The sequence below is a fragment of the Empedobacter tilapiae genome (assembly GCF_004785645.1).
In the GTDB taxonomy this organism is placed as follows: domain Bacteria; phylum Bacteroidota; class Bacteroidia; order Flavobacteriales; family Weeksellaceae; genus Empedobacter; species Empedobacter tilapiae.
In genome coordinates this window covers 16782-29719 of the sequence record NZ_SRPE01000005.1, presented here as the reverse complement: position 1 = coordinate 29719, position 12938 = coordinate 16782, and the positions used below count along the sequence as shown (strand labels likewise).

Annotated in this window: 13 protein-coding genes; 8 read left to right on the top strand and 5 right to left on the bottom strand. The window is 31.5% G+C overall.

Features of this window, described 5'->3' with window-relative positions; all coding sequences use genetic code 11:
* Window positions 1-54 precede the first annotated feature (54 nt).
* The gene (locus E4J94_RS07595; RefSeq protein WP_135835254.1) at window positions 55-483 is read right to left on the bottom strand and encodes a hypothetical protein; all 429 of its coding nucleotides are present in this window, start codon (window positions 481-483) and stop codon (window positions 55-57) included.
* 163 nt (window positions 484-646) lie between these two features.
* Between E4J94_RS07595 and E4J94_RS07590 the strand changes: the two genes are divergently transcribed.
* The gene (locus tag E4J94_RS07590) at window positions 647-1570 is read left to right on the top strand and encodes a T9SS type A sorting domain-containing protein (RefSeq protein WP_135835253.1); all 924 of its coding nucleotides are present in this window, start codon (window positions 647-649) and stop codon (window positions 1568-1570) included.
* Window positions 1571-1623: 53 nt separating this feature from the next.
* Here E4J94_RS07590 and dnaK read toward each other — a convergent pair whose 3' ends face one another.
* The 3 genes from dnaK to E4J94_RS07575 form a co-directional block, all read right to left on the bottom strand.
* On the bottom strand, window positions 1624-3525 hold the full coding sequence (gene dnaK, locus E4J94_RS07585) for a molecular chaperone DnaK (RefSeq protein WP_135835252.1): 1902 nt from the start codon (window positions 3523-3525) through the stop codon (window positions 1624-1626).
* A 217-nt stretch (window positions 3526-3742) separates the two neighbouring features.
* Window positions 3743-4018 carry a hypothetical protein gene (locus E4J94_RS07580; RefSeq protein ID WP_135835251.1) on the bottom strand — a complete coding sequence of 92 codons (276 nt, stop codon included), beginning with the start codon at window positions 4016-4018 and terminating at the stop codon, window positions 3743-3745.
* A 12-nt stretch (window positions 4019-4030) separates the two neighbouring features.
* A complete protein-coding gene (locus E4J94_RS07575; RefSeq protein WP_135835486.1) occupies window positions 4031-4420 on the bottom strand; it encodes a tRNA-binding protein in 390 nt (129 codons plus the stop codon).
* Between the two features lie 553 nt (window positions 4421-4973).
* Between E4J94_RS07575 and E4J94_RS07570 the strand changes: the two genes are divergently transcribed.
* The 6 genes from E4J94_RS07570 (at window position 4974) to ftsY (ending at window position 10182) form a co-directional block, all read left to right on the top strand.
* Complete coding sequence (locus E4J94_RS07570; protein ID WP_135835250.1) at window positions 4974-6626, top strand: M1 family metallopeptidase; 1653 nt, start codon at window positions 4974-4976, stop codon at window positions 6624-6626.
* A 136-nt stretch (window positions 6627-6762) separates the two neighbouring features.
* A complete protein-coding gene (gene lnt, locus E4J94_RS07565; protein WP_135835249.1) occupies window positions 6763-8418 on the top strand; it encodes an apolipoprotein N-acyltransferase in 1656 nt (551 codons plus the stop codon).
* An 82-nt stretch (window positions 8419-8500) separates the two neighbouring features.
* Entirely contained in the window at window positions 8501-8737 is a 237-nt protein-coding gene (gene rpmB, locus E4J94_RS07560; protein WP_038337064.1) for a 50S ribosomal protein L28, read from the top strand.
* Window positions 8738-8748: 11 nt separating this feature from the next.
* The gene (rpmG, locus tag E4J94_RS07555; RefSeq protein WP_038337065.1) at window positions 8749-8931 is read left to right on the top strand and encodes a 50S ribosomal protein L33; all 183 of its coding nucleotides are present in this window, start codon (window positions 8749-8751) and stop codon (window positions 8929-8931) included.
* 14 nt (window positions 8932-8945) lie between these two features.
* Window positions 8946-9095, top strand: coding sequence for a DUF4295 domain-containing protein (locus E4J94_RS07550; protein ID WP_135835248.1), 150 nt, complete (start codon window positions 8946-8948; stop codon window positions 9093-9095).
* 124 nt (window positions 9096-9219) lie between these two features.
* Window positions 9220-10182 (top strand): signal recognition particle-docking protein FtsY, encoded by a 963-nt coding sequence (ftsY, locus tag E4J94_RS07545; protein ID WP_114999036.1) that lies wholly within the window; start codon window positions 9220-9222, stop codon window positions 10180-10182.
* Window positions 10183-10258: 76 nt separating this feature from the next.
* Here ftsY and E4J94_RS07540 read toward each other — a convergent pair whose 3' ends face one another.
* Window positions 10259-10693 carry a hypothetical protein gene (locus E4J94_RS07540; RefSeq protein WP_135835247.1) on the bottom strand — a complete coding sequence of 145 codons (435 nt, stop codon included), beginning with the start codon at window positions 10691-10693 and terminating at the stop codon, window positions 10259-10261.
* A 116-nt stretch (window positions 10694-10809) separates the two neighbouring features.
* On the opposite strand from E4J94_RS07540, the gene E4J94_RS07535 reads away from it, so the two are divergent.
* Window positions 10810-12900, top strand: a complete 2091-nt coding sequence (locus E4J94_RS07535) for an outer membrane beta-barrel protein (RefSeq protein ID WP_135835246.1) — start codon at window positions 10810-10812, stop codon at window positions 12898-12900.
* The last annotated feature ends 38 nt before the right edge of the window (window positions 12901-12938 follow it).

Genomic DNA, 12938 nt, shown 5'->3' with positions numbered 1-12938 from the left:
AATATAGTTTTAAATAAAAAATCCACTTAAATCTTTTAAGTGGATTTTTTTTGCTCATTCAACTATTATTTGATGAATTCCTCCTTGAGAAAGAGATTCTATGTTTTTGAACAAAATATTATCTATTTTATTACTTCCACATTTTCCAGGTGATTTTGAAATGTTAACAATAAACTTGAATAGTTTAGGCTCTTTTGTTAGTACAATAGCCTCATAGGATGTAGAACCTACTATCCATCCAGGTTTATTTAAAATAACTCTATTTTCATTATTAATTTCAAAAGAAATTCCAAATTTAGTATCGCCGTTAACTTGTAAGAAATGAAAATGTTCTTTCGTTAAAATTCCTTTTTGAATTAAGTTTTCACCCTTATAATTTACAAATTCTAATACAACAGGTTCTTGAGTTGTAAAACAATCATCATCATTACAAGAAAATAGGATGAATGAAAATACGAGAGTAAAAAAAATAATTTTTTTCATAGTAGATTGATTTCTATAATAATGTGTAAATATAAGATTGGTTGAGTAAAAGATTTCTAATTTGATTATAGTTATAACATTTGTTAAATATATTTATTGTGATGATGATAGAACCTCATTAAAAATTATTTTAATATATTGTAAGCTTTTAATTTAATACAATATGAAGAAAATTTACATTTTATTACTTACTGCAAGTACATTAACATTCGCCCAAAAAAATACGTCTTTTGAAGCGAAAGAAGGATATGAATTAGGAAATATCAATACTCAGAATAATTGGGAAGTTGCAGAAGGAAATGGAAAAGTTTTAGATAATCAAATAATTTCGGATGAACAAGCAAGTGAAGGGAGTTATTCTTTCAAAAATGGAGATCAGATTGATTTTGGACCTAAATATTTCCCTGTAATGGGAGTGACAAAAACTTTTGAAAAACCTGTCGATTATAAGAGTTTTACGATTTCCTTTGATGCTTTTGTTACAAAAAGAGATGGTGCAGATTTTGAATTTACTTTATTTACAATTAACCCAGAAACGGATGAATTTAATCCTGTTGCAGGTTTGGGAATGGAGAATAGGGGATATTTGTATATTACAAAAGATATTGAGTATGGTTTCGATTATGCAGATGCTGCAGAAGGTTGGCCAATCAATAAATGGAATAATTTTAAAATTGAAGTTACAGAAAATGAAATCAAGTATTATCTAAATGATAAATTGGTTTATACAGGAGATAATTTTACGAAACTAGATGTTCATGGTTTTACAATGCTTCATAATAATTATGGTGGAGATGCTTATTATGATAATTTTAAATTCAGTACAGATAGCTTAGCGGTGAATCAAATTGGACTGAAGGAATTCAAAATGTATCCAAACCCTGTACAAGATGTTTTAACATTCGATACGAATTTTTATGATCAGATTTCAGGAGTTGAAGTGTCTAATACAGTTGGTCAAATTGTTTTGAAAACAGATAAATCTTTAAAAGAATTGAATATGTCATCATTAAAATCGGGAATTTATTTTGTTAAAATCTATATGAAAGATGGAAAAGCAATGACAAGAAAAATTATTAAAAAATAAACACAAAAAAGCCTCGCATTGCGAGGCTTTCCTATTTGATAAATGAAATTCTATTATTTAACTTCTTCGAAGTCTACGTCTTCAACACCATCATTTTTTGCTTGACCTTGATCAGCATCTGGTTGAGCTTGTGCACTACCTTGTTGACCTTCGTTCATTGCAGCATAAATTTCTTGTGAAGCAGCATTCCAAGCTGTATTTAATTTTTCCATAGAAGAATCAATTGCAGCAACGTCTTGAGCAGCGTGAGCAGATTTAACCTCAGCTAAAGCTTCTTCAATTGGTTGTTTTTTGTCAGCAGGAATTTTATCTCCGTATTCTGTCAATTGTTTTTCTGTTTGGAAAATTAAAGCGTCAGCAGCATTTACTTTTTCAATTTTTTGTTTTGCTTCCTCGTCTTTTGCAGCATTTTCTTGCGCTTCTTTTTTCATTCTTTCGATATCAGCATCAGATAATCCAGATGAAGCTTCAATTTTGATTGATTGCTCTTTTCCAGTTCCTTTATCTTTTGCAGATACACTTAAGATACCATTCGCATCAATATCAAATGTTACTTCGATTTGAGGAACACCTCTTTGTGCTGGTGGAATATCTACTAAGTCAAAACGTCCGATTTCTTTGTTATCGTTGAATAATGGACGTTCTCCTTGACCAATTCTTAATGTTACTGCTGGTTGATTGTCAACTGCAGTTGAGAAAACTTCAGATTTTTTAGTTGGAATTGTTGTATTCGCTTCGATTAATTTTGTGAATACTCCTCCTAAAGTTTCAATACCTAAAGATAATGGTGTAACGTCTAATAATAACACGTCTTTTACATCACCTGTTAATACACCTCCTTGGATAGCTGCACCAATTGCAACAACCTCGTCTGGATTAACTCCTTTAGATGGTTTTTTACCGAAGAATTTTTCTACTTCTTCTTGGATTTTTGGCATACGTGTAGATCCACCAACTAAGATAACTTCATCGATATCGTTGATTGATAATCCTGCATCAGATAACGCTTTTTTACAAGGCTCCATAGAACGACGTACTAAATCTTCTGTTAATTGATCAAATTTAGAACGAGTTAAAGTTTCTACTAAGTGTTTTGGTCCTGTTTCGTTTGCTGTAACGTATGGTAAATTAATTTCTGTTTGAGCAGAAGAAGATAATTCGATTTTAGCTTTTTCAGCAGCTTCACGTAAACGTTGTAAAGCCATTGCGTCTTTTTTCAAATCTACACCTTCTTTCGCTTGGAATTCAGAAGCTAACCAATTGATGATTGCATCATCAAAATCATCACCTCCTAAGTGAGTATCACCGTTTGTAGATAATACTTCGAATACACCGTCACCTAATTCTAGGATAGATACGTCAAAAGTACCACCACCTAAATCGTAAACAACGATTTTTTTATCTGAGTTTGCTTTGTCTAATCCGTAAGCTAATGCAGCAGCAGTAGGCTCGTTGATAATGCGTTCTACTTTAAGACCTGCAATTTCACCAGCTTCTTTAGTTGCTTGACGTTGCGCATCGTTAAAATAAGCTGGTACAGTAATTACCGCTCTTGATACCTCTTGTCCTAAATAATCTTCAGCAGTTTTTTTCATTTTTTGTAAAATCATTGCTGAAATTTCTTGTGGAGTATAGTTACGTCCATCAATATCAACTGCTGGCGTATCATTGTTTCCTTTTACAACTGAATAAGGAACACGACCGATTTCATCTGCATCATTATTAAATTTAGTTCCCATGAAACGTTTAATAGAATAAATCGTTTTCTTTGGGTTTGTTACAGCTTGACGTTTTGCTGAATCACCAACTTTAATTTCTCCTCCTTCTACGAATGCTACGATAGATGGAGTAGTTCTTTTACCTTCTGCATTTGGAATTACAACTGGCTCACTACCTTCCATTACAGAAACACAAGAGTTTGTTGTACCTAAGTCGATTCCGATTATTTTGCTCATATTGTTTAGTTATTTTTTATATTATTAATGATTTATTTTAAACTTTTACACATCATCAAAAATGATGCTACTCCAAAATAGTCAATCTTTGTGCCAACGTAGAAAATGATGACATCTCAATTTTTAAAATGTCATGTTGTCAGATTATGATTAATGATTTGATTATTTATCGATAAAAAAGTCAGTTTATAGGTTGATAAAATGTCAGCGTTAAATTCTAATTGATCACAAAATAATTATCAATTAATTGGAATTTTGAATCATATTCAAGAGCGTAATATCCAATTTCATTATTTTTTTCTAAAATTGGAGTTTTAAATAGGTGAAAGTTTAAAGTAGTTTTATTGTAGTTTATATTGGCTGTGTTAATTGAAATCTCCTTATTATTAATATTCAAATCTTCACAACTATTTGAATTTAATAAGTCTGAAAATGATTTATCAAGTTCAGTTTTGATTTTATATTTTTTAATAATTTCTTTAGCAGTTGTCATAAATATATAGTCTTACCCAATTTTACTTCCGTTTTCAACTTTTCGTTCGGGATTCAAGAGAATAACATCATTATTATTTCCATAAACGCCCATTACGAGACATTCGCTCATAAAAGTAGCTATTTGTTTTTTCGGAAAGTTAACGACAGCCATTATTTGTTTTCCAATTAATTCTTCTTTGGTATAAAGTGACGTAATTTGTGCCGAACTTTTCTTCATTCCTAACGGACCAAAATCAATTTCTAATTGATAAGCTGGATTTCTTGCTTTCGGAAAATCATTTGCACTGATAATTGTGCCAATTCTCATATCAACTTTTTCGAAATCTTGCCAAGAAATTGTTTCAGTATTATTCTCAGGTTTTAGTTCTTCTTTTGGTTTATTTTCTTTATCGTAAATCATTTGTAGAATTTTTTCTAAATCCGTTTTTTCATCCGCATATTTCGTTTTCATGTCATCAGGCATTCGGTTGTAATACGTCAACGCTTTTTCACCAAATTGCTTGATGTAAAAATCGGGTAATGGTGGAACGTTTGGAAATCGTTTATGAAAAATCATTTCTGTATAGGCTTGCCATTCGCGTTCTTCTCGCAATTCGATTTGATTTTCACCTGAACGCTGAAAAACATGTATCATTTCGTGCATCAGAACATTAGAAAGTAATACTAAATCAAAATCCAAAATATTACGCGGAACACAAATCGTAATTCCTGTTTTTTCTTCACCTTCTGCAGTCAATAAAAAACTTTTTGGATCGATTTCTTCTCGAAATGTAAATCCTATAAATGCACTATGTTTTAATTTTAATTCATCTAAAATTTCATATAATGCTTCAACAATTAAGTGATTATTTTTTAAATAATTTATTCTTTCTTTAAATTTTTCTGTAATCATAGATTTTTGAGCTTATTTATCAAATATATAATCTTATTTTTGATATGTTTTAAAAATGACTATGAAGAAATTAGTACTATTACTTGGCTTGATTTCGATAACAACCAATGCTCAAGTACTTACTCACAAAGAAGAATTTACGCGACAAGATTCGCTTCGCGGAACAAATAATGAATTTCGTAATTGGTGGGATGTCAAAAAATATAAAATAAGTGTAGAGCCAGATTATCAGTCAAAATTGATAAAAGGAAAAACGACAATTACATTTGATAAAACAGCTCCTCAACAATCAGATTTATTGCAGATAGATTTACAAGATCCGATGATGATTTCGGCTGTAAAATTGAATGGAAAGAAAATTTCTGATTTCAAACGTGACGGAAATGTCTATTTTATTAATGTCGGAAAAAATATCAAGAATACTTCAAATCAATTAGAATTAGAATATAACGGAAATCCTCGTGTTGCAGTGAAAGCACCTTGGGACGGCGGTTGGATTTTTGTGAAAGATGAAAAAGATCGCGATTGGATGTCTGTTGCGGTACAAGGATTGGGTGCAAGTGCTTGGTTTCCGAACAAAGATTATTTAGGAGATAAGCCAGATAATGGAATGGAATTGGAAATTATTACGCCAAAAGATTTAGTTGGAGTAGGGAATGGACGATTAGTTTCTAAAAAAGAGAAAAATGGTAAAACAACTTCTACATGGAAAGTTGTTAATCCAATCAATAATTATAACATTATTCCATATATCGGACATTATGTCAATTTCAAAGATACTTTTGAAGGCGAAAAAGGTAAATTGGATTTAGATTATTATGTGTTAGATTATAATATAGATAAAGCAAAATCGCAGTTTGAACAAGCAAAATTAATGTTGAAAAGTTTTGAACATTGGTTTGGACCTTATCCTTTTTACGAAGATTCTTTCAAGATTGTTGAATCGCCGCATTTGGGAATGGAACATCAATCTGGAATTGCGTACGGAAATAAATTTGAGAATGGTTATTTAGGTCGTGATTTATCAGGTTCTGGTTGGGGATTGAAATGGGATTTTATTATTGTTCATGAAGCTGGTCACGAATGGTTTGGAAATAATATTACAGAAAAAGATGTGGCAGATATGTGGATTCACGAAGCGTTTACGGCTTATTCGGAAACTTTGTTTACAGAAACTTATCATGGAAAAGATGCTGCAAGTGAATATGTACGTGGAACAAGAAAAGCAATCCAAAATGATATTCCAATTATCGGCGTGTATGGCGTAAACCAAGAAGGTAGTGGCGATATGTACTATAAAGGTGCAAATATGATTCACACGTTGAGAACGTGGATGAATAATGATGAAAAATTCAGACAAATGTTACGTGGATTAAACAAAGAATTTTATCATCAAACTGTAACTACAGAACAAATAGAAAATTATATTGCGAAGTTTTCTGGATTAAATTTGAATGCTTTTTTCAATCAATATCTTAGAACAATTAAAGTCCCGACTTTAGAGCTTAAACAAAATGGAAACAAAGTTGAATATCGCTATACAAATGTTGTGGATGGATTTGCAATGCCGTTACGTTTGAAAGATTCTGAAGTAACAATCAATCCAACGACTAATTGGCAAACTTTAAATGATAATAAATTGAATAAAATAATAGATATAATAATAGATCCAAATTATTATATAAAAGAGGAAGGAATTATCGAATCACACTAAAAGAGTGACGAAAACGAGTTCAACATGATAAGGAAAGTCAACTTGAACTTGTTTCAAGTTCTCATCCAAAATGATTTATAAAATATTCCAAACAAATATCATCGGTTATTGAATGATGAAATTATAAATTTGTGACATGAAAAAATACATTGCATACGCAATCTTATCAGGATTATTATTAACAGCTGGTTGGCCTTCGCATGGTTTTCCATTGTTATTATTTATAGGATTTGTCCCCTTGATGTTGGCAGAACATCAAATCGCGCAACGCGCAGAATTCAAGAAAAAAGGACGTAAAATTTTCGGACTTTCGTTTTTAGCTTTCTTTATTTGGAATGCGATTGTAATTTGGTGGTTGCATTATGCACAAGAAACGGACGCAAATGGAGATTTGCACAATTCGTGGAGTGCTTATTTGATTCCCGTTGTAGCGAATTCGTTGTTTATGTCAATTGTTTTTCAATTGTATCATGTTGTTAAAACAAAAGCTGGTAATTTATATGGACTGATTTTTCTTCCTGCGATTTGGATGAGTTTTGACAAGCTAACCTTGAATTGGGAACTAACTTGGCCTTGGTTTAACCTAGGAAATGGTTTTGCAAAATATTACGAATGGGTACAATGGTACGAGTACACAGGAACTTTTGGAGGAGCACTTTGGATTTGGTTAGTTAATATTACAGTATTCTATTATTTGACAGCTTATATTAATAAGAAAGAAATGAGATATCTAAACAAATTAGGTATTTATGCTGGATTATTAATCGCTGTTCCAATTGGGATTTCTTATATTATTTATGCGAATTACGAAGAAAAAGGAAAAGCACTGGATGTATTAATTCTTCAACCAGATCTTGATCCATATAACGAAAAGTATATGAAAGATGGATTGCAGATTTATGATGAATTGAAACAATTGGCATTGAAAAACATTCAACCAAAAACTCAATTCGTTGTCGCGCCAGAAACTGCTGTACCTGGATCATCTGCCTTGATTTTTGATAATATGTATGATGATTTAATTATACAAGACATTCAGCAATGGACAAAAACCAAAAAAGATTTACATTTTGTAACAGGAGCATCAATTATGCGAATTTATCCAATGCAATCTTTAGCATCGGAAACGGCATCTGTTATGAGAGATGGAATTACGTGGTACGATGCTTATAACTCAGCTTTGCAGATAAGTGGAAACGATTCGATAGAAGTTTATCATAAGAGTAAATTAGTACCTGGAGTAGAAATTTTTCCATATCGAAACATTTTAATGCCAATTATTGGAGAATTTATGCTTAACTTTGGCGGCACAACAAAAACGTTGGGGATTCAACCTCATCGTTCTGTTTTCAAGAATAAAACAAACAACGCTACTGTTGCTCCGGTTATATGTTACGAATCTATTTACGGAGACTATACAACAGAATATGTGAGAGAAGGCGCAAATGTTATATTCACAATGACCAACGATTCTTGGTGGGGCTCTACCGATGGTCATCGTCAATTGCTATTATATGGTAATTTGAGAGCTATTGAAAATAGACGCGCTATCGTTAGATCTGCAAATTCAGGTATTTCGGCTTTCGTTAATCAGCGAGGAGATATAATGAAGTCTTTACCATATGGAGAGCAGGGTGCCTTAAATGGTACAATTTTAATGAATAGTGAATTAACGTTTTATACAAAATATGGCGATGTAATCGCGAGGATAGCGCTGTTGGTAATGGGAATTATCTTGGCTTATACTCTTGCGCAGAAGTTGTTATATAAACAAAATAAGAAAAAAATATAAAATTAATAACCTAAAGAGTTGTATAAGTAATATATAATTTGTTACTTTGCACTCCGTTTAAAATAGGACAATACAAAATAAGATGTCAAAAATTTGTCAAATTACAGGTAAGAAGAGATTAGTGGGAAACAATGTTTCTCATGCTAATAATAAAACAAAACGCACTTTTGAAGTGAATTTGTTCAAAAAGAGATTTTTTATGCCAGAAACTGGTGAGTGGATTACATTAAGAGTTTCTGCACACGGTTTAAAAACAATCAACAAATTAGGAGTTGATGAGGCTGTTAAACGTGCACGTAAAGAAGGTTTAATCAAATAATTTAAGACACCATGGCAAAAAAAGGAAACAGAGTACAGGTTATTTTAGAATGTACAGAGCATAAAGAAAGTGGTATGCCAGGAATGTCTCGTTATATCACAACTAAAAACAAAAAAAATACTCCAGATCGTATTGAGTTGAAAAAATACAACGCAGTATTGAAAAAGTATACAATTCACAAGGAGATTAAATAATAAAATTTTAGACGATGGCAAAGAAAACGGTAGCAACCCTACAAACTGGGTCTAAAAAAATGACCAAAGTTATCAAAATGGTAAAATCTCCAAAATCTGGAGCTTACGTATTTGTTGAAAAAGTAGTTAACGCTGATGAAGCAGATTCTTTCTTCGCGAAATAATTTGAGTTATCACCTTAACAAAAAATATTTAAGGTTAATTGAGCTGCCTCGTTTTTAGGCGGCTTTTTTATTTCCTTATATTTTATGTATCTTCGTACAAAATTTTAAGAAATTTAGCTTATTAATGAGTTGGTTCAAAAAGATATTAGGTAAAGAAAGCAAAGAAAAATTAGATGAAGGATTAGAAAAATCTAAAACTTCTCTATTTGATAAAATCAGTCGTGCTGTAGTAGGTAAATCTAAAGTAGACGATGAGGTTTTAGATGATTTAGAAGAAGTATTAATTTCTTCTGATGTCGGTGTTGAAACAACGATCAAAATTATTCGCCGAATAGAAGAACGTGTAGAACGTGATAAATATGTTTCTACTTCTGAGTTAGATTTAATTCTTCGCGAAGAAATTGCAGGCTTACTTTCCGAAAATAATATTGAAGATACAAATGGTTTTTCGATTCCAAAGAAAGATGTACCATACGTTATTATGGTGGTCGGAGTAAATGGAGTAGGGAAAACGACGACGATTGGTAAGTTGGCTTCTCAATTCAAATCACAAGGACTTAAAGTAGTTCTTGGAGCGGCAGATACGTTTCGTGCGGCGGCTGTAGATCAATTGGTAATTTGGTCGGAGCGTGCAGGTGTTCCAATTGTAAAACAAGCAATGGGTTCTGATCCTGCTTCGGTTGCATTTGATACCATTCAGTCGGCAGTTGCGCAAAATGCAGATGTTGTTTTGATTGATACAGCAGGACGTTTGCACAATAAAATAAACTTGATGAACGAGTTAACAAAAATAAAACGTGTTATGCAAAAGGTAATTCCAGATGCACCTCACGAAGTTTTGTTAGTGTTAGATGGATCTACAGGTCAAAATGCTTTTGAGCAAGCGAAACAATTTACACAAGCAACAGAAGTTTCTTCTTTAGCAGTTACAAAATTAGATGGAACAGCAAAAGGAGGAGTAGTAATTGGAATTTCAGATCAATTTCAGATTCCAGTTAAATACATTGGTGTTGGTGAAGGAATCAATGATTTGCAAGCTTTCAATAAAATGGAGTTTGTCGATTCTTTTTTTAAACGCAATAATTAAGAAATTCAATTTCTATAAAATATAAATCCTTCAAGTTTTCTTGAAGGATTTTTTTGTTTTAATGATTACAAGTGAATTAATACACCATCTTTATATATTCTTTATAAAACTTTTTACTTTTATTTTCTTTCTTCGAAATGGTTTTTAGAAACTCGTTTAAATATTCTCTAAAAGGTGAATCTTTAGCTAAAGCATCTTGTTTTTTACTTGTCAAAACCTGAACTGTTCCGTACATTTCTTCTCCATTTTCTATGCTCGAAGCAATTAAAGTAAAGGTTTCATTTGATTCATTAATGATATTTTTATTTGACCAAACTAATAAAATTTGATTGTTTTCCGTATACAAAACATTGTCCCATTTTCCCAGCCAATCATACAGCATTTTTTTTGTAACTAAAGACGTTTGAAAACTTTCGACACGATATTCTGTCAACGAACGTTGGGCTTGTTCTTGTGCATATAATAAATTGAAACTTGTAAAGAGTGCAATAAAAAGAATTAATTTTTTCAAACTCAAAAAATCTTGTTTAGTGTAAAGTTATCAAAAAATAATTGCAAACCTTATGTAACATATTTGTTATTTCTGCGTCACTATTACAACACTAATTATTAATAATAGAATTAACCATGAAGAAATTTTTTGTACTTGCTGTTACATTATCAGGAATTTTTGCTTTTGGACAAGACGAAAAACAAGATTCAACTGACTATAATCCAATTGAAATAAAAGAAGTTTTGGTTCAATCTCAACGTAAAAAAATGTTTGCGGACAAAGCAGTTTATACCTTCGATAAAGAAGCACTGGAAAAAGCGCGCTACGCAAAAGATTTATTGAATACGTTACCAGAACTACAAGTTGATCCAATTTCGAATACAATACAGAGTACAAAAGGCGGAAAGACTTTATTATTGATTAATGGAACTGAGGCAACAGATAATCAAATACGTGCTGTGAAACCGCAAGATGTGGTTCGTGTTGAATATTTTGATATTCCACCAGCGCGTTATGCAAATCGTGCAGATCAGGTGGTAAATTTGATTACTCGAAATCCAGAAAATGGTTATGTGTATGGAGCGGATATTAGTTCAGCTTTATCTACAGGTTTTGTAAATGGATCTGCTTATGCGAATTTTACGAAAGGTAAAAATAATTTTGGATTGGAATATTATATATATTTTAGAGATTATAAAGATCGTACTTCGATGAATATTTATGATTATAACTTAAATAATATTCATTACAGAACAGAAAATCAGCGCAACGAATATTTTGGATATACAGATCAAACGATTGCATTGCGATATACCAATTCGGATTCGGATAAATATGCTTTTCAAGCAAAGTTGGATATGAATATCAGTTCGAGTTTTGCTTATGCGAATGGAACAAGCTTGTTTTATCAAAATAGTTTATTAAACAATCATTCAACCTACAAACATTCTAATTCTAATTATTCAAAACCAACATTAGATCTTTATTATTCGAGAAAATTAGGAAAGAAAGATGAGTTAAGTTTAAATGTTGTAGGATCAATGTATACAACCAAATCGATTGACGAAACGCGAGAATGGGAAACTGTATTAGGAACTGAACAATATAATTATTTGACAAATTTAGAAGCTGATCAAAAAGGAATTGTAGGAGAAATAGCGCATACACATAGTTTCGAGAAAGGAAAATTAAATTCAGGTTATCGAATTTCGAATAATTCAATTGATAATAAATTAGAAAACTTAAATGGTCCTTCGAATAATAAAGTAAATTATTTAGAACAATATATCTATTCTGAATATTCTGGGAAAGTGAAAAAGTTATCGTATCGTTTGGGTGTTGGATTGACGAATGTTCATAACAAGAATGAAGATACAAACACAGATACGTGGACGTTTACACCAAAATTAGTATTGGGTTATGAATTAGCGAAGAATCAAAATTTACGTTTTTCGAGTTCATATAAACCAACAAGTCCTTGGAATTCGGCATTGAGTAAAAACGTGATTCAGGTTGTGGAAAATATTACACAAGAAGGAAATCCGTATTTAACAATTCAGAAATCGTTTGGAAATAATTTGATTTATTCCTTCAATTCAAAATATTTTGATTTAAATACAAACGCATTTTATCATTTTACGAAAGATCCGATCAATCAATTGTATTTGCAAAATATCATCAATGGAAATGTAGAAGGGTATAAATTAACCTACGAAAATGCTCAAAATTCGCAACGTTACGGTGTTCAAATTACAGGTTCTATCAAACCTTTTGGAACAGATATTTTAACTGTAAAAGTGAATGTAGCGCCAGCAACAGAACGTTTCAAAACGAAAGATGGTAGAATATTGAAGAATGATTATATCGGAAATTATTTTGCATTATCATCTGTTTACAAAAACTTTCGTGTAGATTATCAATTTAATATTCCGTATTACACGCTGGGCGGAGCTTTGTTGTACACACAAGAAAACATGAACCATGCTTTTGCGAGTTATAAATACAATAATTGGACTTTTTCTACTGGAATGTATTGGATTGGAATGCCGTCGACTTACAAGCAAAAAACGATGGATAAACAATATGTGGATTATTCTCGTGTAGGGAAAATTTGGGACAACAAATCGATGTTTGTAGTTGGTTTGAGCTTTGATTTTGCTACAGGTAAGAAAACAAATATCAATCGAAAATTAGAAAATAAAACTGCAGGAGCAGCAACGTTTTAAGTATAGTTAATTTTATTTATAAAAGGTATCATTTTTTT